Annotated in this window: 22 protein-coding genes and 2 tRNA genes; 11 read left to right on the top strand and 13 right to left on the bottom strand. The window is 44.9% G+C overall.

Annotated elements, in window-relative coordinates; translation table 11 throughout:
* Positions 1-68 precede the first annotated feature (68 nt).
* Positions 69-983: a formate dehydrogenase accessory protein FdhE gene (gene fdhE / locus B0187_RS08110; RefSeq protein WP_078237365.1), complete on the top strand. Its 915-nt coding sequence runs from the start codon at positions 69-71 to the stop codon at positions 981-983.
* 43 nt (positions 984-1,026) lie between these two features.
* Here fdhE and B0187_RS08105 read toward each other — a convergent pair whose 3' ends face one another.
* Both B0187_RS08105 and B0187_RS08100 read right to left on the bottom strand, forming a co-directional pair.
* On the bottom strand, positions 1,027-1,878 hold the full coding sequence (locus B0187_RS08105; RefSeq protein WP_078237364.1) for an acyl-CoA thioesterase: 852 nt from the start codon (positions 1,876-1,878) through the stop codon (positions 1,027-1,029).
* Between the two features lie 74 nt (positions 1,879-1,952).
* On the bottom strand, positions 1,953-3,473 hold the full coding sequence (locus tag B0187_RS08100; RefSeq protein WP_078237363.1) for a phosphoethanolamine transferase: 1,521 nt from the start codon (positions 3,471-3,473) through the stop codon (positions 1,953-1,955).
* Between the two features lie 100 nt (positions 3,474-3,573).
* Here B0187_RS08100 and pyrH point away from each other — a divergent pair, with 100 nt between their 5' ends.
* Positions 3,574-4,287, top strand: a complete 714-nt coding sequence (gene pyrH / locus B0187_RS08095) for a UMP kinase (RefSeq protein WP_078237362.1) — start codon at positions 3,574-3,576, stop codon at positions 4,285-4,287.
* 78 nt (positions 4,288-4,365) lie between these two features.
* Complete coding sequence (gene frr, locus B0187_RS08090; RefSeq protein ID WP_078237361.1) at positions 4,366-4,923, top strand: ribosome recycling factor; 558 nt, start codon at positions 4,366-4,368, stop codon at positions 4,921-4,923.
* Positions 4,924-5,023: 100 nt separating this feature from the next.
* Here the strand turns inward: frr and metX are convergent, their stop codons facing one another.
* Positions 5,024-6,100 carry a homoserine O-acetyltransferase MetX gene (gene metX, locus B0187_RS08085; protein ID WP_281247605.1) on the bottom strand — a complete coding sequence of 359 codons (1,077 nt, stop codon included), beginning with the start codon at positions 6,098-6,100 and terminating at the stop codon, positions 5,024-5,026.
* A 143-nt stretch (positions 6,101-6,243) separates the two neighbouring features.
* Between metX and B0187_RS08080 the strand changes: the two genes are divergently transcribed.
* The 4 genes from B0187_RS08080 (at position 6,244) to rng (ending at position 10,087) form a co-directional block, all read left to right on the top strand.
* Positions 6,244-6,969 (top strand): SanA/YdcF family protein, encoded by a 726-nt coding sequence (locus B0187_RS08080; protein WP_425432443.1) that lies wholly within the window; start codon positions 6,244-6,246, stop codon positions 6,967-6,969.
* Between the two features lie 129 nt (positions 6,970-7,098).
* Positions 7,099-8,100: a nucleoid-associated protein YejK gene (gene yejK / locus B0187_RS08075; protein WP_078237359.1), complete on the top strand. Its 1,002-nt coding sequence runs from the start codon at positions 7,099-7,101 to the stop codon at positions 8,098-8,100.
* Positions 8,101-8,161: 61 nt separating this feature from the next.
* Positions 8,162-8,503, top strand: coding sequence for an outer membrane protein assembly factor BamE (bamE, locus tag B0187_RS08070; RefSeq protein WP_078237358.1), 342 nt, complete (start codon positions 8,162-8,164; stop codon positions 8,501-8,503).
* A gap of 105 nt (positions 8,504-8,608) precedes the next feature.
* Positions 8,609-10,087: a ribonuclease G gene (rng, locus tag B0187_RS08065; protein WP_078237357.1), complete on the top strand. Its 1,479-nt coding sequence runs from the start codon at positions 8,609-8,611 to the stop codon at positions 10,085-10,087.
* Between the two features lie 71 nt (positions 10,088-10,158).
* Here the strand turns inward: rng and B0187_RS08060 are convergent, their stop codons facing one another.
* From B0187_RS08060 to B0187_RS08030, 7 genes are all read right to left on the bottom strand, one after another.
* Entirely contained in the window at positions 10,159-10,476 is a 318-nt protein-coding gene (locus B0187_RS08060; protein WP_211272718.1) for a HigA family addiction module antitoxin, read from the bottom strand.
* A gap of 14 nt (positions 10,477-10,490) precedes the next feature.
* Complete coding sequence (locus B0187_RS08055) at positions 10,491-10,796, bottom strand: type II toxin-antitoxin system RelE/ParE family toxin (protein ID WP_078237355.1); 306 nt, start codon at positions 10,794-10,796, stop codon at positions 10,491-10,493.
* 195 nt (positions 10,797-10,991) lie between these two features.
* Positions 10,992-11,843, bottom strand: coding sequence for a translation elongation factor Ts (gene tsf / locus B0187_RS08050; RefSeq protein ID WP_078237354.1), 852 nt, complete (start codon positions 11,841-11,843; stop codon positions 10,992-10,994).
* Positions 11,844-11,948: 105 nt separating this feature from the next.
* Positions 11,949-12,659 carry a 30S ribosomal protein S2 gene (gene rpsB, locus B0187_RS08045; protein WP_078237353.1) on the bottom strand — a complete coding sequence of 237 codons (711 nt, stop codon included), beginning with the start codon at positions 12,657-12,659 and terminating at the stop codon, positions 11,949-11,951.
* A gap of 248 nt (positions 12,660-12,907) precedes the next feature.
* Positions 12,908-13,180: a GNAT family N-acetyltransferase gene (locus tag B0187_RS08040; RefSeq protein ID WP_078237352.1), complete on the bottom strand. Its 273-nt coding sequence runs from the start codon at positions 13,178-13,180 to the stop codon at positions 12,908-12,910.
* Positions 13,170-15,164 (bottom strand): ABC transporter permease, encoded by a 1,995-nt coding sequence (locus B0187_RS08035; RefSeq protein ID WP_078237351.1) that lies wholly within the window; start codon positions 15,162-15,164, stop codon positions 13,170-13,172. The genes B0187_RS08040 and B0187_RS08035 overlap by 11 nt, the downstream gene beginning before the upstream one ends.
* A gap of 77 nt (positions 15,165-15,241) precedes the next feature.
* The gene (locus B0187_RS08030) at positions 15,242-16,276 is read right to left on the bottom strand and encodes an ABC transporter substrate-binding protein (RefSeq protein ID WP_078237350.1); all 1,035 of its coding nucleotides are present in this window, start codon (positions 16,274-16,276) and stop codon (positions 15,242-15,244) included.
* 241 nt (positions 16,277-16,517) lie between these two features.
* On the opposite strand from B0187_RS08030, the gene B0187_RS08025 reads away from it, so the two are divergent.
* A tRNA-Gly gene (locus B0187_RS08025) sits at positions 16,518-16,593 on the top strand.
* 15 nt (positions 16,594-16,608) lie between these two features.
* A tRNA-Cys gene (locus tag B0187_RS08020) sits at positions 16,609-16,682 on the top strand.
* A gap of 256 nt (positions 16,683-16,938) precedes the next feature.
* On the opposite strand, the gene fbp is transcribed toward B0187_RS08020, so the two are convergent.
* The 3 genes from fbp to msrB form a co-directional block, all read right to left on the bottom strand.
* A complete protein-coding gene (gene fbp / locus B0187_RS08015; RefSeq protein WP_078237349.1) occupies positions 16,939-17,946 on the bottom strand; it encodes a class 1 fructose-bisphosphatase in 1,008 nt (335 codons plus the stop codon).
* Positions 17,947-18,057: 111 nt separating this feature from the next.
* Positions 18,058-18,294: an excalibur calcium-binding domain-containing protein gene (locus B0187_RS10380; protein WP_245797022.1), complete on the bottom strand. Its 237-nt coding sequence runs from the start codon at positions 18,292-18,294 to the stop codon at positions 18,058-18,060.
* A 247-nt stretch (positions 18,295-18,541) separates the two neighbouring features.
* On the bottom strand, positions 18,542-18,937 hold the full coding sequence (gene msrB / locus B0187_RS08005) for a peptide-methionine (R)-S-oxide reductase MsrB (RefSeq protein ID WP_078237347.1): 396 nt from the start codon (positions 18,935-18,937) through the stop codon (positions 18,542-18,544).
* A gap of 228 nt (positions 18,938-19,165) precedes the next feature.
* Here msrB and gap point away from each other — a divergent pair, with 228 nt between their 5' ends.
* The gene (gene gap, locus B0187_RS08000) at positions 19,166-20,185 is read left to right on the top strand and encodes a type I glyceraldehyde-3-phosphate dehydrogenase (RefSeq protein WP_078237346.1); all 1,020 of its coding nucleotides are present in this window, start codon (positions 19,166-19,168) and stop codon (positions 20,183-20,185) included.
* A gap of 86 nt (positions 20,186-20,271) precedes the next feature.
* A complete protein-coding gene (tgt, locus tag B0187_RS07995) occupies positions 20,272-21,420 on the top strand; it encodes a tRNA guanosine(34) transglycosylase Tgt (protein WP_078237345.1) in 1,149 nt (382 codons plus the stop codon).
* Positions 21,421-21,454: the final 34 nt, after the last annotated feature.

The following is a 21,454-nucleotide window of genomic DNA, read 5'->3' as shown; positions in this document are numbered from 1 at the left end:
TAATATACAAGGGGGCAAACAAGCGGTAAAATTTCCGCAAAAATTCACTAATCAAAAAAGAACAAAAAATGAGCATAAAAATCCTTCCCGAAAACGAAATCAAACAGAAAGCCAGTTCCTTTGAACATCCGCCTTTGCTGTTTGCCAACCCGAAAAACCTCTACCACCGCCGTGCTAAACGCCTGCGTGAGTTGGCGAAAGAGAATCCCTTTGGCGATTATCTCGAATTTTGTGCCAATTTGGTTGAGGTGCAACTGGATCTATTACAAACCCCGATTGCGGATTATTCGGCGGAAATCACCGCTTGCGTGGCTCAGTCGGGTGGACACAAACCGCTCAATGCGAAAAACTTCAAGCGGTCTGATGAGTGGCGAAAATTGCTGTTTGCGTTGATCGAGAAATTTAAACCTTACGCCAACGATCAAGTGCTAATTAGCTTGGAAACCCTTGAAAAATGTTCCGCCAGCGAACTCAACGCCTACGCCGATGATCTGCTGCACGAGCGTTTTGAACTCGTGCCGACGGATAAAGCGGTCTTTATTTGGGCGGCTCTCTCGCTCTACTGGACGCAACTCGCCCAGCAGCTACCTCGCCAGACCCAAACGGAAATCGGCGAACGCCACACCTGCCCTGTGTGCGATGCTGCCCCGATTGTGAGCGTAGTGCATTTCGGCGAAACCCAAGGGCTACGCTATTTGCATTGTGCCTTGTGCGAAAGTGAGTGGAATATGGTGCGAGCCAAATGTTCCAACTGCGAACAGTCGGGCAAGTTGGATTATTGGTCGCTCGATAGCGTGGAAGCCGCCGTCAAAGCGGAAAGCTGCGGCGATTGCGAAAGCTACCTCAAAGTGCTTTATCAAGATAAAGATCCCCACGTTGAGCCAATCGCAGACGACCTCGCCACCCTGTTCCTCGATGCGGAAATGGAACAAAAAGGCTTGGCGAGAAGTGGGTTAAATCCATTTTTATTTAGCGTTGCATAAACAAAAAGGGCGAATGTCGATTCGCCCTTTCGCTTTTTGCCGATTAACGTTCTTCCCGAATCAAGCCCTCTTGGGCGTAACTCGCCACCAAATTTCCTGTGGAATCAAAGGCTTCCCCTCGCACAAAGCCCCGTGCATTGCTTGCCGAACGGTTTTCCACTGCACAAAGTAGCCACTGATTAAAATCAATCGGACGATGAAACCAAATGCTATGATCGAGGGAAGCAATCCGCATTTTCGGCTGTAAAAAGCCCCGTGCGTGGGGGTGCAAGGCGGTCGGCAAGCTATGAAAATCAGAAAAATAAGCAAACAGACATTGTTGCATTTGCGGATCAGCCACCTCGCCATTCGCTTTCGCCCACACCACTTGTTCCGCTGGCAATTTCTGCCCGAAAAACGGATTATTCGCATATTTCACCCGCACATCAAAGGGGCGAGGCTGGCTAAACTTCTGTTGCAGTTCAAGGGGTAGCTTTTCCGCTAATTTTTGTAGTAACAGATCTTCCGAAATCAACTGCTCGGGTGGATCAACTTGTGGCATTTCCGCCTGATATTCAAAGCCCTGCTCTGCCCCTTGAAAAGAGATCATCGCCCGAAAAATCACCTGCTCGCCCTGCATCGCATCTACATTGACAAGACTAAAACTACGCCCCTCTCGCAACAGTTGCGTGCGATATTCCACAGGTTGAGCCAAATCCCCCGCTTGCAAAAAATAGCCGTGCATTGAGTGAGCCAACCGCCCCGCTTCAACGGACTGCCCCGCCGCCGACAACGCCTGCCCCAGCAACTGCCCCCCGAAAATATGCGACAACCCCAAATCTTGGTTCTGCCCAATAAAACAGCTATCCGCCACTTTTTCCAAACGCAATAAATCCATCAACTTTTGTAACGCCATTTGCTTTCCTCTCTCATAAAATAATGTAATTTTTCAACAACAAGCGGTCAGATTTCTCAAAATTTTTGGGGATCTTACCGCTTGTTTGGAACCACCACCGCAGGGTCAAGTGGGGTGTCGATTTTGTCGATGAAGCGATTTAATCCGTAATCATCGGGATCGGATTGGTTGCTGAATAGATCGGCGGTTGGGTTTAGGTGTGGGTTTTGAATGCCGATCCAGTTGGCGATGCCGTCCGTGAAATTTAGCCCTGATTTGAACACCTTATAGTTTTTGCGTTCCGTATCATCGCTGGATGTTTTAAACAGGGGAATATCGTAATGCAGCTTACTTTTGCCGCTATTTTGCAGCACGATATTATCTTCGCTGATTTGGTGGGATAAGCCGTGATCCCCCACATAAATCATCGAAAATGACCGCTTGTTTTGACGAAGTTCGGCATAGAGTTTCGCCAACATTTCATCGGTTTTTTTGATCGAGGAAATGTAACAATTCAAATTGTAATATTTTTTGTCGATCTGGCTTTCGTCAAAGATTTTTGGATAATCTGATACCCGATCACAGGTAATCGGGTGCGAGCCGTAAAGATGCACCACAATAAAGCGTTTGCCGTTGGTGGGCTGTTTTAGCACTTGGGCGAATTTCGGCAACAGGGCGAAATCGCTGATGTTTTGGTTGAGGGAATCCCCCGCTTTGGTAAAGATTTTTTCATCGCTTTTGTTTGCCAGCGAGGAAATTGGGGTGTCAAACTCGCCCAAATAGCCTTGGTTGGAAAGCCAAATGGTTTTGATCCCTGCGGATTTGATTAAATCCACCAATGCCATTTCATAATTGCCCTCCCATTTTTCGGTGTTGGGTTTAGTGAGCATTAGTTTAAGCGAGGCAATAGTATTTGTGCCACCTGCTTTCAAACCGTCAATCAAAACGCCGTTTGCCGAACTCATAAAAGGGGTGTTTTCAATCGGGTAGCCATAGGCGTGGTGGTAATCTTTTCTGGCACTTTCGCCGATCACTAGCACATAATCATCATAGCGAGCTTGTGCCGAAAGGGTGGATTTGCCCCATTTGGATTCGATGGTTAAATTGTTGAGTACCGCTAACTCTTTTTTAACTTTCATTCCCTCACTGTATAGGGTGCGGGGCAATTCCCCTGTGGCGGAAAAGGCAAAATAAAAAACGCCACAAGCCAATACAAACAATGGCAATAATGAGGATTTCGGGGCAATGCCCTTGCCAAATTTTCGACAAAATCCGACCGCTAGCAAGATAGCAATCGCTGCCACATAATTTTTCAAGGGTAATTGGGTTAGAAATTCTCTACTTTCTAATAAATCCGTAGCAAAAATTGAGGCGATGTAGGCGTAGGTCGGTTGCCCGAAAGTTAAGCCGACTGGGGCGTAAAAGGCGTGAATGATCGAAATCGGCAATAAAATGCCCCAAAAGGTCAATCTAAATTGAGAGAGGACGATAATCATTACCGCAAAAAGTAAGGTGTCGAAATAGTTCGGCTTGCCAAAACCTGTGCCGAGTAACATCAAATGACTTGCGATCAACGCAAGCACAAACGCAAAAATAAAGGTGAGAGATTTTTTCATTTTGTTGGTCTTTTCGCCAAATAGTAAGAAATTATTTATAGAAAGGGGAAGTTTCCTCTATAATAACGCAATTTTGTTTTTATCCAAACAGGGGAAATCTATGAGTCAGCCAATTTACAAACGAATTTTATTAAAATTAAGCGGTGAAGCCTTGCAAGGCGAGGAAGGTTTTGGGATCGATCCAACCATTTTGGATCGTATGGCTCAGGAAATTAAAGAATTAGTCGAAATGGGCGTGGAAGTGGGCGTGGTGATCGGTGGCGGTAACTTATTCCGTGGGGCGAAACTCGCCAAAGCAGGAATGAACCGTGTGGTCGGCGACCATATGGGAATGCTCGCCACCGTAATGAACGGCTTGGCGGTGCGTGATGCCTTATTCCGTGCCGATGTGAACGCAAAATTGATGTCGGCGTTCCAATTAAACGGCATTTGCGACACTTACAACTGGTCGGAAGCGATCCGTATGTTGCGTGAAAAACGTGTGGTGATCTTCTCGGCGGGTACGGGTAGTCCGTTCTTTACCACCGATTCGGCAGCGTGCTTGCGTGGGATTGAAATTGAGGCGGACGTGGTGTTAAAAGCGACCAAAGTGGACGGCGTGTATGATTGCGATCCAGCCAAAAATCCAGATGCGAAACGCTACAACAGCCTTTCTTATGCGGAAGTGATCGAGAAAGAGTTGCAAGTGATGGATTTGGCGGCGTTTACGTTGGCACGCGATCACAATATGCCGATCCGTGTGTTCAATATGGGCAAAGCTGGGGCGTTGCGTAACGTAGTGCTTGGTACGGACGAAGGCACAACAATTTCTTAATTTTTAGGCTAGGAAAAATCGGGGGATTTCGGTACAATTCCGCCCGATTTTTCTGTTTTTATCTTGAAAGGAACGACAATGATCAACGAAATTAAAAAAGATACGCAAGAGCGTATGGAAAAAAGCCTTGAAGCGTTCAAGGGACACATCTCAAAAATCCGCACAGGGCGTGCACAACCGAGTTTGTTAGACGGTATTCAAGTGGAATACTACGGCTCGCCAACCCCACTTCGTCAAGTGGCGAACGTGGTGGCGGAAGACGCACGCACCCTTGCGGTTTCAGTGTTCGACCGTTCGCTCATCGGTGCGGTGGAAAAAGCGATTTTAACCTCTGATTTAGGTTTAAATCCGTCATCGGCTGGCACGACTATTCGTGTACCACTTCCACCATTAACGGAAGAACGCCGTCGTGATTTAATCAAAATCGTAAAAGGCGAAGGCGAGCAAGGCAAAGTGGCAATTCGTAACGTCCGCCGTGATGCTAACGACAAAATCAAAGCCTTGTTAAAAGATAAAGAAATCAGCGAAGACGAAGAACGCAAAGCACAAGATGAAATCCAAAAAATCACCGATGCTTTCATCAAAAAAGTGGATGAAGTCTTAGCGGATAAAGAAAAAGAGTTGTTAGAGTTCTAATCAATTTTCAACTCATATCCAACTCAAATAAAAAGCCTGAATTTTTCAGGCTTTTTATTTTTCTAAAGTAAGAGGGTAGATCTTAAAATTTTCCCCCTTGCTATTCCACCAACGCCTTTTTAATCATCGGCTCAAAAAAATCATAATCCACCAAAAAGGAATCGTGGCCGAAGTTGGAATAAAATTCGTGATAATCCACCGCTACCCCTGCGTTTTCAAGGCGTTGGCGGCTTTTGTGTAGGTCAATTTGTTTGAATAGTTGATCGCTAGTTACCCCAACGAGGGTGTATTTGGCTTTAATCCGTGCCAATGCCGTTTGTTCGTTGGGGTAGCCGAGGGCGGGATCGTAAAGATCCAAGGCTCGCAATAAACGCAAATAGCTGTTGGCATCAAAGCGATCCAAAAATTTTAGCCCTTGATAGCTGAGGTAGGATTCCACTTGAAAATAATCGCCCCACACGTCCGTTTGTTGTTTGGTTTCCCGCCCAAAAGCACGAGCCAGCTGCACATCGGTGCGATAAGTGAGCATTCCCAACATTCGGGCGATTTTTAAGCCGTTGGACGGCGGTTGACGATCATAATAGTCGCCACCATAAAAATGAGGATCGTTGATAATCGCCTGCCGCATCACGTGGTTAAAGCCAATCGCTTCGGCACTCAACGTTAAGGAAGAACAGAGATTGATGATCCGCTCAACTTGATCGGGGTAGCTAATCCCCCATTGGGTGGCTTGCATTCCGCCAAAAGAACCGCCCACCACCGCATACAAATGGCTAATCCCCAGATGATCTAACAGGGCTTTTTGCACCTGCACAATGTCTTGCACCGTAATGGTTGGAAATTGGCTGCCGTAGGGCTGTTGGGTTTGCGGATTGATCGAGGCAGGGCCTGTCGTGCCTTTACAGCCGCCCAACACGTTGGAACAGATAAAGAAAAAGCGATCCGTATCAAACGCCAATCCCGACCCAATAAAATCCTGCCACCACCCTTTTTCGCCACCCGCCAGATAGGGTTCGGCATCGCCCGTTAAAGCGTGGCAGAGCAAAATCGCGTTGCTTTTATCGGCGTTTAACGTGCCGTAGGTTTGGTAAGCAACGTCAATCGGCGAGAGCGATCCACCCAAGGCTAATTCAAGGGGGAAATCGGTAAAGAGGGTTGCCAGTTGAGCCATTGAGATCCTTGTGCTTGCGAAATTTTGCGAAATCTAACCGCTTGTTATCATATAGCCACAAGTTTACGAATGTGATCCGCTTTGTCAAGCAAAATTTAGACGGCTAGACGGCTAAAAATTTAACGCTTGCAATTTTTGCTAACTTCGCTATGCTTGACACGTTTTTAGCTCGTAAAAATCATTCTCACTTAATGACCGATCAAACGCCACAATCTTTATCTTCCTCTCGTTTTACCAAATGTAAAAAGATCAGCCTATGGTTGATGAAATGGGGATTTTTTGCGGTTTGTGGGCTATTTATCACGATGCTGTTGATCGACCAAATTACCAGTTATTTAGTACGAGATAAAATTTACACCGATATTGAAAAACTTCCCACCAACAAATATGCCGTGGTGCTAGGCACGGCGAAATTCTATACGCAAGGCTCGCCGAATCTCTATTACAAATATCGCCTAGAAGCCGCCCACCGCTTGATGAAAGCGGATAAGGTGGAATATCTGCTCGTGAGCGGCGACAACCGCACCCCTTACTACAACGAACCGAAAACGATGACCAATGATCTTCGCCGAATGGGGATTGAAAATCGCCTTATCAAGCAAGATTTTGCGGGCTACCGCACCCTTGATTCGATTGTGCGAGCGGATAAAGTTTATCAAGTGCAACCCTTTACCATTGTCAGCCAAAAATTCCATTGCGAACGTGCCTTATTTATCGCCAAATACCACAACATCAACGCCGTTTGCTATGTGGCGGAATATCCGCAGGGCTACATCAAAGTGCGGTTGAGAGAATTTTTCGCCCGCACGGGAATGGTGCTGGATTACCTACTCGGCACCAAACCTGAAACCCTAGAAGATCTCAAATCGAAATAAATACAAAAAAGGACGCCAGCGTGGTGTCCCTACGGTAGGGACGCGATGTTCGCGTCCCAATGCAAGGGGTAGGATTCTGAAAAATTTCGCCCTACCCAACCATTTATCTTTATTACTTTAATTAAAACTATGAGCATCAACGTTACTGAAATTGTTTTACACCAACTACACCAAACCAACAGCGAAACGCCTGAACTCAACACGGTGCTACGCGAAAATCTACTCACGGTAAACCACGAAGTTGAGCAGATGATGTTGCAACTTCATCAGGCTTACCAAAGCAAAGCCAAAGCCTATGGGGTGTTTAAGGAAGAATCTGTGTTCGCCCAGCAGCTTAACCGCCTGTTGGAACAAGAGACGGATTTCCTGCCGTTCAGCCATAGTTGTGCCAAGATGTTGGCGACAGAATTGGCGAAATATCCGTTCGCATCGGGCGGCACTTTTATCCTCTGTCGTTACAACTTTTTGGCAACGGATTACCTCTTTATCGCCTTGATCGACAGCCGTGCCTCAATGTTGGTGGACGAAAAATTAGAAATTCAACGCACGGAATATCTCGATATTGCACAATACGATATTGCCTGCCGAATCAACCTCACGGAATTGAAAATTAACGCGCAATCTAACCGCTATCTCACGTTCATTAAGGGGCGTGTGGGGCGGAAAATTGCCGATTTCTTTATGGATTTTTTAAGTGCCGAAGAGGGTTTTAATCCACAACTGCAAAACCAAACCTTGTTGCAAGCGGTGAGCGATTATTGCGAGCAAGGCGAGCTAAACGCCAGCCAAACCCAAGCGGTGAAAAAACAGGTGTTTGATTATTGCAAAGGGCAAATCAACAGTGGCGAAGAAATTGCGTTGAGCGAACTTTCGGAAAACTTGCCGACCTTAAACGAGCAAAATTTTGCGGATTTTACCCAATCGCAAGAATATGGTTTGGAAGAAAACATTCCCCCTGTTCGCAACGCCCTGAAAACTTTAACCAAATATTCAGGCTCGGGCAAAGGGGTAACGATCAGCTTTGACGCAGAATTATTAAGCCAACGTATCATTTGGGACGAACTAAATGACACTTTGACAATCAAAGGATTGCCTGCGAATTTGCGTGATCAACTCGAACGTAATAAATAATGGTATTTTGGGGCGAATTTCGGTATGATTCGCCTAATTTTTATTAACAAAAGGTTAATTTATGAAAAAGAAATCATTACTGGCAATCGCCCTACTCGCCCTTAGCGTAACGGGCTGTTCCACCGTGAAAAAAGTGGTTTACCGCATTGATGTGCCACAAGGCAACTACCTCGAACAAGATCAAATCGATCAAGTGAAAGTGGGAATGACCCGTGAGCAAGTGCAATACTTACTCGGCACGCCTGTTCTCAAAGATATGTTTGAACAAAACCGCTGGGATTACGTTTTCATCAAACGAATCGGCTACGAAAATCCTGTTCAACACACTCTTTTTATCTACTTTGATAAAAAAGGGTTAGTAAGCGACATTCAATTAGACAAGCCGATCACCCCTGCCAACTAATTTGAGGCAACCACAAGCGGTCTGATCAGCGTGATTTTTATAAATTTTCGCTTATCAGACCGCTTGTGTTTATCTATTTTCTACCCTTTGGTAAAAGGACAAAAAATGTGTAACTGCACGGAATTGTTGGTTAATGTTACCCCGAGCGAAACACGGGTGGCGTTGGTCGAAAATGGCATTTTGAAAGAACTTCACATCGAACGAGAAGCGAAGCGAGGGATTGTCGGCAACATTTACAAGGGCAAAATTACCCGTGTGCTACCCGGTATGCAATCCACCTTTGTCGATATTGGGCTGGAAAAAGCCGCCTTTTTGCACGCTTCCGACATTGTTTCCCACACCGAATGTGTCGATGAAAACGAGAAAAAGCAGTTTGTCGTCAAAGACATCAGCGAATTAGTGCGAGAGGGGCAAGATATTGTGGTGCAAGTGGTGAAAGATCCCCTCGGCACCAAAGGGGCGAGGCTCACCACCGACATTACTCTACCCTCTCGCTACCTCGTGTTTATGCCCGAAAATAGCCACGTTGGGGTGTCGCAACGGATCGAAAGCGAGCAAGAACGCAACCGCCTCAAAGCTCTCGTTGAGCCTTATTGCGATGAATTGGGCGGTTTTATCGTGCGAACCGCCGCCGAAGAAGTGAGCGAAGAAAGCCTCTATCAAGACACGGTTTTCCTCAAACGTCTTTGGCGAAAAATTATGGAACGCAAGGCAAAATACCCTTCCAAATCAATGCTTTATGGCGAGCTTGCCCTCGCTCAACGGGTGTTGCGAGATTTTGTCGGCACGCACATCAATGCGGTGCGGATCGATTCCAAAATGACCTTTGAACAGGTGCGGGAATTTCTCAACGAATTTATGCCCGAATTGACCGATAACGTCTATTTATACAGCGGCACGCAACCGCTGTTTGACGCTTACGGCGTGGAAGAGGGCATTCAAAAAGCCCTTGATAAACGCGTGAATTTGAAATCGGGCGGTTATTTGATTATCGAACAAACCGAAGCGATGACCACCATTGATATTAACACGGGGGCTTTTGTCGGGCATCGCAACCTCGCCCACACGATTTTCAACACCAACATTGAGGCAACCCAAGCTATCGCCCACCAGCTACAACTGCGGAATTTAGGCGGCATTATCATTATTGATTTTATTGATATGCAAGAGGAAGAACACCGCCAGCGGGTGTTGCAATCCCTGCAAGAAGCCTTGAAAGGGGATCGGGTCAAAACCAACGTAAACGGCTTTACCCAACTCGGCTTGGTTGAAATGACCCGCAAACGCACCCGTGAAAGCCTTGAAAGAGTGCTTTGCTGCGACTGCGAAGCCTGCAAAGGACGTGGCACAATCAAAACCTTGGAAACGGTTTGCTACGAAATTTTACGCGAAATCGTGCGAGTGCATCATCTATATAGCACCGAAAAAATCCGTGTTTACGCCGCCAAAAACGTTGCCGAATACCTGATCAACGAAGAACGCCACGCTTCCCTCGCAGAGCTGGAAGTCTTCATCGGCAAAAAAGTCGAAATCAAAATCGAACCCGACTATCATCAAGATCAGTTTGATGTAGTGGTAATGTAAAAACAAGCGGTGAGATTCTGAAAAATTTTCATTATCTGACCGCTTGTTATTATATTGAGCGTAGAGGGAATTTATGCAAAAGTAGGGAAAGCAACTTGGTGGGCAATCTTCACTTTTGCAAGGCTTTGCTGAAAGCGTGAATTGTGGCTGAGTTCCCACATATCCACCGCCGTTTGCAGATTGAGCCAAAATTCAGGTGTGGTATCAAACGCCTTCGCCAATTTAAGCGCCATTTCGGGGGTAAGGCGTGTGTTGTTGTTAATAATGGCACTTGCCGTATTGCGATGTACATCAAGAATTTCGGCTAATTCACCAATTTTCAGGTTAAGCGGTTCAAGAAATTCCGCTTGTAAGATTTCACCAATAGGGGTGGGTTTACGTTGGGTGATGTTCATTGTTACCTCTATAAATCGTAATTGTGTGGGTCAAGGTATAAATCTGACAGTTGATTCTCTTCAAACTTGAAGATTAACCGATACTGCTTATTCACTCGGATTGAATAGTATTTGTTCTCTTTGGGTTCGAGTAATTCGAGCCGATTAGCTGGCGGTGAACGTAAGTCATTCAGGTTTTCCGCTGCGTTAATCATATCGAGTTTTCGAGCGAGAACATTGGTGAGATTTGTCGGAATCATTCGACTGATTTCACCGTATTGATAGAAACGGTAAAGGGCTTCGTCTCGAAAATGTTTGACAGTGAGGTTAAACATTGGGTTGATTACAGAGTAAAAGATGGTTTTATTTTAGTGTAAATGGTTGCATAGTGCAAGTGTGCAAAAACTTTAAATTTCCCTTCGTGTGAGGTGGATACTGGATTGTGGGAATGGATGCTTGTTTGTTCAAAAATGAGGCAATAAAAAAGCAGGCATTCGCCTGCTTTTTTGGTCTTTCAATGAGAGAAAGAATTAAGCGTTTCCGCCAGTGATTTTCGCTACTTCTGCGGCGAAATCTTCTTCCACTTTCTCGATACCTTCGCCCACTTCTAAGCGGATGAAGTTAGACACAGAGGTGTTTACTGATTTTAAGTAGCTGCCTACTGATTGTGATGGATCCATTACGAACGGCTGACCCGTTAATGAAACTTCGCCAGTGAATTTCGCCATACGGCCTTCAACCATTTTCTCTGCGATTTCTTTTGGTTTGCCAGAGTTCATTGCGATTTCGATTTGGATTTCACGCTCTTTTGCCACCACTTCCGCAGAAACGTCTTCTGGGTTTACGAATTCAGGTTTAGAAGCCGCAACGTGCATTGCCACTTTTCTTAACTCTTCTTCTGAACCTTCACCAGCCACTAATACACCGATTTTCGCACCGTGTAAGTATTGTGCGATCACGTTGCCTTCTAAGAATTTCACACGGCGAATGTTCATATTTTCACCGATTTTCGCCACTAATGCGACACGTTTTTCTTCAAATTGTGCAGCTAATGCTTCGATTGAAATATCTTTGTTTGCTGCTGCGTAATCTGCAACTTCGTTCGCTAATTCTAAGAAACCAGCGTCTTTTGCTACGAAGTCAGTTTGGCAGTTCATTTCAACTAATACGCCGAAACCGTTTGCCACGCGCGCTAAGATCACGCCTTCTGCGGCGATGTTACCAGCTTTTTTCGCTGCTTTTGCTTGACCCGATTTACGCATATTGTCGATAGCTAATTCGATATCGCCATTCGCTTCTACTAACGCTTTTTTACATTCCATCATACCAGCGCCAGTACGCTCACGAAGTTCTTTTACGAGAGATGCTGTAATTTCAGCCATTTTTTATTCCTCAAAGAGTTGAATTTAAAGATAAATGAAAGCAGGGACATTTCCGCCCCTGCCTCACAAATGATGAATTGTGTTAAGGGCGAGCCTTAATAACGATTATTCCGCTGCTAATTCAGCTTCAACGTTCGCACCTTTACCTTCTTTGATTGCAGCTACTGCTGAATCTAAGTAAAGTTGGATTGCACGCGTTGCGTCATCGTTACCCGGAATGATGTAGTTTACGCCATCTGGGTTAGAGTTAGTATCAACGATAGCAAATACAGGGATACCTAAGTTATTTGCTTCTTTGATTGCGATGTGTTCGTGATCCGCACCGATAACGAAGATCGCATCTGGAAGACCTGCCATATCTTTGATACCGCCAAGGCTTAACTCTAATTTTTCGAGTTCACGAGTACGCATTAACGCTTCTTTTTTCGTGATTTTATCGAAAGTACCGTCTTGGGTTTGTGCTTCTAAATCTTTTAAGCGTTTGATTGATTGACGAACGGTTTTCCAGTTGGTGAGCATACCACCTAACCAGCGGTGGTTTACATAGAATTGTTGGCAATCTACTGCTGCTGCTTTAACTGCATCAGACGCTGCACGTTTTGTCCCTACGAAAAGGATTTTACCGTTGTTGCTTGAAATGCGTGTCAATTCTGCTAATGCTTCATTGAAAAGTGGTAACGTTTTTTCAAGGTTGATAACATGAACACCGTTACGCGCACCGAAAATGAATGGTTTCATTTTTGGGTTCCAGTAACGAGTTTGGTGACCATAGTGAACGCCTGCGTTAAGCATATCGCGCATAGAAGCTTGTGCCATAAGAATTTTCCTTTTTTGGTTGTTTGTTCTGCCACTTATGAAAGACAGAACGGGGTTTAGCCTCCACATATCCTAAGACAATCAACTGAAAATCAGCACCCCGATGCTTAGTGAGTGATATGTGTGTGTTTTAGTGTTAAAAGATAAATGTGAATGTTTTTTAGCCACAATCAATTTGAGGCAAAAAACGGTGCGTTTTATACCAAATTTCACGGTTAAAATCTAGCATTTTTTGTAGAATTTCATATTTAAGCGATTAAATCGGGGTGTGAGCGTTCCATTCGTTTTTCAATGTAGCTACAACTCGGTTTTACTTTGCATTGCTGTTGTTGCACGAATGCAATCATCGCCGCATATAATTCACCCGCAATCCCTTTGCCTTGAAAGGCTGGCTCAACCACCGTAGAAAAAACGTCAATTTTATCCGCTGAAATAAAACGATAACGCAATCTACCCGCTTGCTGCCCTGCTTCATTCACATATACAAAAAGTTGCTGTTCAGGATAGTGTTCAATCTTCATTTTTTCGCCCCAGTAATAAATGAAAAAGCCCGATGATAAGCATCATCACCACAATTAAAGTTGCCCCATAAGCCACCGCTTGCCCGTAGTCGCCGTCTTCCACCCGATTTAAAATAAAAGAGGTTGCCACCCTTGTGCTGGGGGTAACGAGGAAAATAATCGCACTAATGGTCGTCATCGAACGCACGAAACTGGTTACCAACGCCGACAATAACGCCGATTTGAGCAACGGAAAAATAACCCCTCGCAGGGTTTGGAAACTGTTGCCTTTCAAGGAAAACGAGGCTTCGTCAAGGGCTTTGTCGATCTGCTCTAAGCCTGCTACGCAAGCCCTCATTCCAATCGGCATATTTCGCATTACCATTGAAAGCACAATAATCGCCCCCGTTCCCGTCAAATAAAGGGGGGCGTGGTTAAACGCCACCACATAGGAAAGCCCCGCCACCGTACCCGGTACGGCAAAACAGAGCAAGGCGATAAATTCAATCCCCTGCCGCCCCCAAAATCGTTTTCGCTTTAACAGATAAGCCAACAGAAAGCCGAAAATGGCAGTGAGCGGTGCGGCAATCAAGGCATACAGCACCGTTTGAATTAAAGAGGGAAACGCCCCTTGATTTAGCCCCTGCCCGAATAATTTGAGGTAATTTTTGAGAGTGAACGTGTGATCCACTCCCCAGTTTACGGTGAAACTGCCGTAAAAAATTGAGCCGTACAGCAACAGGGTAAAACCGCCCCAGAGGATCAACAAGGCAAAAATCAGCCAAATCATACCCCTTGCAAGGGGTTGCATTTTGCCCCGATAACCTCGCCCCGAGACGGTAACGTAGGATTTCCGCCCGATCCAATAATATTGAATCAGAAAAATCATCAACGAAAACGCCAACAAAATCGTGCCGAGCAGACTTGCCGAAGCGTAATCCAGTTGCGTTCCCACCAGATAAAAATAGATTTGGCTTGCCAGCACATCAAAATTCCCCCCAAGCACAAAGGGGGTGCTGAAATCCGCCAAGGATTGCACCGAAACCACCAAAAACGCATTAGCCAAGGCAGGTTTGAGTAACGGAAAAATGATCCCTTTAAAGGTTTGCCAACGGCTGGCTCGCAGGCTATAACTCGCTTCTTCGAGGGTGGAATTCATTGCGCGTAACGCTCCCTCTAACATCATAAACGCCATTGGTGTGAGGGCAAGGGTGTGGGAAATCACAATCCCATTAAAACCGTAAAGCCAATTTTGGCTAAAACCGAAATAATCGACCAAAAACGGGGTGAGATAGCCCGAACGCCCAAGCATTAAACTCACGCCCAGCCCCACCACAAAGGGTGGCGTAACCATTGGCAAAATCGACAAAAATTTGCCCACCCAACGCCCGCGTTTGGCAATGCGAGTGGTATAAAGGGCGAAAGCAAAGCCGAAAAAAGTGGCGAAAACGCCCACCGTGGCGGAAACGCTAAGGGAATTAAAAATCAAACGTAACAAGTAATATTGTTGCAAAATCGCCCAAGGCTCGCCCTCAAACAGGGTAATCAACACCGATAAAATCGGATATAAAATCGCCCCGCCGACCAACAGCGACACTAACAAGAAAGTGGATAGTAGAAAGCGATCACCACCTAAAAAAGACAATCTCGCTAACGCATTTACCGCCACCACCCCGAGGGCGATCAGCAGAAAAATCACCGCATAACCAAGAGGAAAATTCGCCCATTTTGCCGAGCCGAACAGCCACAAGGCAATCACGCCGACCAGAGCTAATTCAATCCAACTGCGTTTTTTGAGGGAAGCAATGCGAGGGGAAAAGCAAAATAACGCCAACGAGCCGAACCACGACCACGCCAGCCCTGCCCCGTTCCAGCCCATTGCCTGCCAGCGTTCAGCAGGGGTAGATTCCGCCCAGCCATAATGCAAGGCTTGCGAGGGCAACACCGCAAACGCCAGCCACGCAAGGGCAATCCAAAAGGGGGAACGAGTCAAAAATGTGAGCATAAACAAAAACAAGCGGTCAGATTCCGTAAAATTTTGCGAATTTTAGCAAGAATCTGACCGCTTGAAAGGGATTTTCTTTATTTGGTTAATTTAATCTCGGCAAGCCATTTGTCGATCAAACGTTTACCCTCTTCTTTTGAGCCAAATTTGGCGAAATCAAAATCGATTAAATCTAACTTTTTCGGATCAACGGATTTCGGCGAGGCTTCCGCATTCACGTTGGTTGGAATTTGGTAAACCCCATTTTCACGCCACGGAATTTCTTGGGCTTCTTTGCTCAACACATAATCCATAAATAATTTGGCATTATCGAGGTTACGAGCGTTTTTGATAATGCTTGCCCCACCCAATGCGTAGCCCACTTTGCCCGCAGGAATAATCGCCTCAACTGATGCCCCTTTATCCTTTTCGGTGGCATAAGCGTGCACAAAACCGACACTTGCCGCACTTTCGCCACGGGAAAGATTGGCGGTAACGAGGTTACTTTTCACATATTGCGACACGTTTTGGTCAAGTTTTTTCAGATATTCAAAGGCTTTTTCTTCGCCCCAAAGCTGAATTAAAGTCGCCATTAGGGTGTAAGTTGTGCCAGAAGAACGCGGGTCAGGCAACTGAATTTCGCCTTTGAGTTTTGGGTCAAGCAAACTTTCCCACGTTTTCGGTGGCTCAACGCCTAATTTCGCCAATTTTTCCGTGTTCGCCCCAAAGCCCAACACCAACATATAAACGATTGAGGTGAGATCGCCTTTTTCGTCCATCAATTTTTTAAATTGAGGCAAAATTTCCGCCTGTTTTGGCGAGCGGTAAGATTCGAGCAAGCCCATTTCCCCCGCTTGCAGATGTGGCTCAATCGTGCCACCAAACCAAAAATCCGCTTGCGGATTATCTTTTTCCGCCTGAATTTTGCCGAAAATCGTGCCAGTGCCACCCTGCACAAACTGGGTTTCGACATTATATTTCTTGGCAAATTTTTGGGTGATGTTCTCACACACTTCATTTTGAACCGTGCAATAAACCGTCAAACGCCCCTCTGCTTGTGCTACATTCGCCCCAAACAAAAAGCCCCCAGCCAGCCCCAAGGCGGCAACCCAAGATTTTAATTTTTGTTGCATTGCATATTTCCTTTTGTGTGTGAAAAAACGAGCGAAAGTGTAGCACCTCACGCCCAGAGTGCAAGCCGATTTCCAATTTTATTAAGAGATCGGAACACTTTATCGCCAATCCTAACAACTCTCAAAAAATCAACATTATGCACTTTTTTTCAACAAACGAATTTTTTTTGCGAATTTCAGTTTGACAGCGAAATAAAAATCCGTAGAATACGCCCCGTTCTTTCCGAACAACCTTTCCAAAGCGGGAATAGCTCAGTTGGTAGAGCACGACCTTGCCAAGGTCGGGGTCGCGAGTTCGAGCCTCGTTTCCCGCTCCATTTTTTCTTACCAAAGGCGTGTTAGCAAAGCGGTTATGCACTGGATTGCAAATCCATGTAGCTCGGTTCGACTCCGGGACACGCCTCCATTAACTCATCTCATAAACTTCAACAATCTCTAATAAACTCTAAAAAATCTAGCATTTTCAACTGTTTTCAGTAAAATTGAACTCTAATAAGATCTAAAAAAATCTTAGAGTATCTCATTTTTTTAGCAGGTGATTTGGAGGTGTTTGGAGATGGCGAAAATTATCAAAAATTTAAATGTTGGAAGTTTGATCTGTGTATACTAAATTAGAATCCTCTCTTAGACAAAAAACCGCACTAATGTGCGGTTTTTTATTGTTAGGCATTTTCAAATTTTTGCATAAATCCAACCGCTTGTTGCACCATTGCGGTTGAGCCAACGAAGAATGGCACACGTTGGTGTAATTCTGTTGGTTTGATGTCAAGAATGGGATTGAAGCCGTCCGTTGCCATTCCGCCTGCTTGTTCTGCAAGGAATGCCATTGGGTTTCCTTCATAAAGCAAGCGAAGTTTGCCTTTTGGATAGACCGTTGAAGTTGGGTAGATATAAATGCCGCCTTTTAATAAATTGCGGTGGAAATCCGACACCAACGAGCCGATATAACGGGAAGAATAAGGGCGTTTGGTGGCAGGATCATTTTCTTGGCAGTATTTAATAAATTGCTTCACGCCTTGTGGGAACGTAACGTACTGCCCTTCGTTGATCGAATAGTATTTGCCTTCAAACGGCATTTTCATATCAGGGTGAGAAAGGATAAATAAGCCTAAGGACGGATCATAAGTGAAACCATTCACGCCGTTTCCTGTGGTGTAAACCAACATTGTAGAAGATCCGTAAGTAACATAGCCTGCGGCAATTTGTTTACGCCCTTCTTGCAAAAAATCTTCCATTGTAACGGGCGTGCCGATTGGTGAAATACGTTTGTAGATTGAGAAAATCGTGCCAACAGATACGTTCACATCAATGTTTGATGATCCATCGAGGGGATCGGTCATCAGAATATATTTGGCGTTACGCCCACGTTCCGTATCAAACGCGACAAAACAATCATCTTCCTCTGAGGCAAAGCCTGCGATATCTTCACGGGCGATCAGGGCTTTTTTCATTGTTTCATTAGCGAAAACGTCCAATTTCATTTGAGCTTCGCCCTGCACATTTTCGCTACCCGCCACGCCTAAAATATCTTGGCTCAACCCTGCTCGGTTAATTTCTCGGTGGATAATTTTTGCCGCAAGGCGAATGGACGACAAAATGCCACTCAATTCGCCTTTTGCTTCTGGGTAATCCGCTTGTTTTTCGATAATAAATTCGCCCAATGTTTTCATTTTGTCTCCTTTTATTTTGTTGAACATCGTGAAAACATTGTAATGGATGAATGTTCAGTTTTCTAACGGCAAATGTTAAGTTTGTGAACTCGATCACAAAAAATTTAACGATTATCCACAAAGACTTTCACAAGGCACACCATCGCCATCTCGATCTAAACGGCGTAATCCACATTGTCTAAGATAAAACTTAGCTTCTGCACAACTATTCATATCACTACAATAACGTTTGCCACCACATTTCAAATTTGAATTTTGCGGTTTAGCCGCTTTTTTAGAGGGATTACTGCTTTTGCGATATGACGAAGTTGTTGAATATACTGAGTTCGTATTTTCCTTACGATATATTTTTTGTACTGCTTTCGATGTCTGCTCTGTTTGAGGTGTAACATCAGAAATAATGCGTTGATGCGTATCTTCTTTGATTGGCGTAGCATTTTGTTCCGCGATCTTTGGAAAACCTAAATATCCCCCAAAAGTCGAAATACTGGCAAATTCACTCGAACAACCAGCGACTAATCCGCATAACAAAACACTTAAAACTCGACTAGATTTCATTGAAATTGGAAAAACTCTCATCGTAATCCCCTATTTTTTAACCATCAATCTCTTCGCCCGTTTCGTCCCATTTAAAATTGAGTGCTAGGGAATTAAGGCAGAAACGCAATCCCGTTGGTTTTGGGCCGTCATTAAAAACGTGTCCTAAGTGGGAATCGCAATTACCGCAACGGATTTCCGTGCGGTGGCGACCTAAACTGTAATCGTCCAAATAGCGTAATGCGGTTTCGGAAATAGTTTCGTAAAAACTCGGCCAGCCACAACCTGCGTCAAATTTAGTATCAGAACGGAACAAAGCATTATGGCATCTGGCACAGCGGTATGTGCCGACACGATCTTCATTCAGAAATTTGCCCGTAAACGGCAATTCTGTGCCGTGATTGATTAAAATTTCTACTTGTTCTTCGGTTAATTCGCTAATTTCTTTAATCATTTTGTACCTCGCATTAAAAACTTGCTATTTCTAGCACTTTTTCCGCTTTTGCGTAAGCTGTTCAGCTAAGAAATTTCAAAAATTTGACCTAGATCACACAAAATTTATCTGTTTTACTGCTTTTTGTGCTTTTGGTTGTTCGATCTCAATAACTCTATGCTATAATCGCACCACTTCCAACAAGCGGAAGAACAATTTTGTTTAACTTTAATATAGGTAGAAAAATCTATGGCAATTAAAATTGGTATTAACGGCTTCGGTCGTATCGGTCGTATCGTTTTCCGTGCAGCACAACAACGTGATGATATCGAAGTTGTGGGTATCAACGACTTAATTGATGTTGAGTATATGGCTTATATGCTTAAATACGACTCAACACACGGCCGTTTCAACGGCACTGTTGAAGTGAAAGACGGTCAATTAGTGGTAAACGGTAAAGCAATCCGTGTAACTTCTGAGCGTGATCCTGCAAACTTAAAATGGAACGAAATCGGCGTTGATATCGCAGTTGAAGCGACTGGCTTATTCCTTGATGATGCAACTGCACGTAAACACATCGAAGCAGGTGCGAAAAAAGTGGTTTTAACTGGCCCATCAAAAGATGCTACCCCTATGTTCGTTAAAGGCGTAAACTTCAACGCTTACGCAGGTCAAGACATCGTTTCTAACGCTTCTTGTACAACAAACTGTTTAGCACCGCTTGCACGTGTTATCCACGAAACTTTCGGTATCAAAGACGGTTTAATGACCACCGTTCACGCAACCACAGCAACCCAAAAAACCGTTGATGGTCCATCAGCGAAAGACTGGCGTGGCGGTCGTGGAGCTTCACAAAACATCATTCCATCATCAACTGGTGCAGCGAAAGCAGTAGGTAAAGTATTACCAGCATTAAACGGTAAATTAACAGGTATGGCGTTCCGCGTACCAACTACTAACGTTTCTGTGGTTGATTTAACCGTAAACTTAGAAAAACCAGCTTCATACGAGCAAATCAAACAAGCGATCAAAGACGCTGCGGAAGGTAAAACATTCAACGGCGAATTAAAAGGCGTGTTAGGTTACACAGAAGATGCAGTGGTTTCTACTGACTTCAACGGTGCAACTGAAACTTCTGTATTTGATGCAGACGCTGGTATCGCATTAACTGATACGTTCGTGAAACTCGTATCTTGGTACGATAACGAAGTGGGCTACTCAAACAAAGTATTAGACTTAGTTGCTCACGTTTACAACTACAAAGGTTAATTTTAGCCTTTAATGAAGACGCCACGCATTGCGTGGCGTTTTTGCTTATCTTATACTCTCTACGAACTGTTTATTTGTAGGATTTTATGAAATACGAACTTTTAACTCAAAGTGGCAACGCTCGCCGTGGGCGTTTAACTTTCTCTCGCCCGAAAGGCGAATACACGGTAGAAACCCCAGCCTTTATGCCCGTTGGCACTTATGGCACGGTAAAAGGAATGACACCCGAGGAAGTGGCACAAACAGGGGCAGAAATTCTGCTCGGCAACACTTTCCACTTGTGGCTACGTCCAGGACAGGAAATTATGCGTCAGCACGGCGATTTGCACGATTTTATGCAATGGCACGGTCCAATCCTCACCGATTCTGGCGGTTTCCAAGTGTTTAGCTTAGGCAAATTACGCAAAATCAAAGAAGAAGGCGTAACATTCCAGAATCCAATCAGTGGCGAAAAAATCTTCCTTTCGCCCGAAAAATCAATGGAAATTCAATACGATCTCGGCTCAGATATCGTAATGATTTTTGACGAATGTACCCCTTACCCAGCCACTTTCGACTACGCCAAACAATCAATGGAAATGTCGCTTCGCTGGGCGAAACGTAGCCGTGATCGCTTTGACGAATTGCAAAATCCAAACGCTCTATTCGGCATTATTCAAGGGGGTGTTTACGAAGAATTACGCAAAGTTTCGGTGGAAAAATTGGTCGAAATCGGCTTTGACGGCTATGCGGTCGGTGGTTTAGCCGTAGGCGAACCAAAAGAAGATATGCACCGCATTTTGGAATATGTTTGCCCGCAAATCCCTGCGGATAAACCTCGCTACCTAATGGGCGTGGGTAAACCCGAAGATTTAGTAGAGGGCGTTCGTCGTGGGATCGATATGTTCGACTGCGTAATGCCAACCCGCAACGCACGCAACGGGCATTTGTTCGTCAGCAACGGCATTGTGAAAATCCGCAACGCCAAATACCGCAACGATCTCAGCCCTCTCGATCCCGAGTGCGACTGCTACACCTGCAAAAATTACACCAAAGCCTACCTCTACCACCTCGACAAATGTGGCGAAATTTTAGGGGCAAGATTGAACACCATTCACAATTTGCGTTACTACCAACGCCTAATGGCACAAATCCGTGAAGCCATCGAGCAAGATCGCTTCGACCAATTTGTGATTGAGTTCTACCAAAAAATCGGCAAAGAAGTGCCGCCGTTACAATCAGAAATCAACGACTAACCAATAAGGCATAAGTGTAACGCTTATGCCTTTT

It is taken from the genome of Haemophilus paracuniculus, from assembly GCF_002015115.1.
Classification (GTDB): domain Bacteria; phylum Pseudomonadota; class Gammaproteobacteria; order Enterobacterales; family Pasteurellaceae; genus Haemophilus_E; species Haemophilus_E paracuniculus.
Note: the sequence above shows the minus strand (reverse complement) of the source record. Positions and strands in the feature narration are given on the sequence as shown.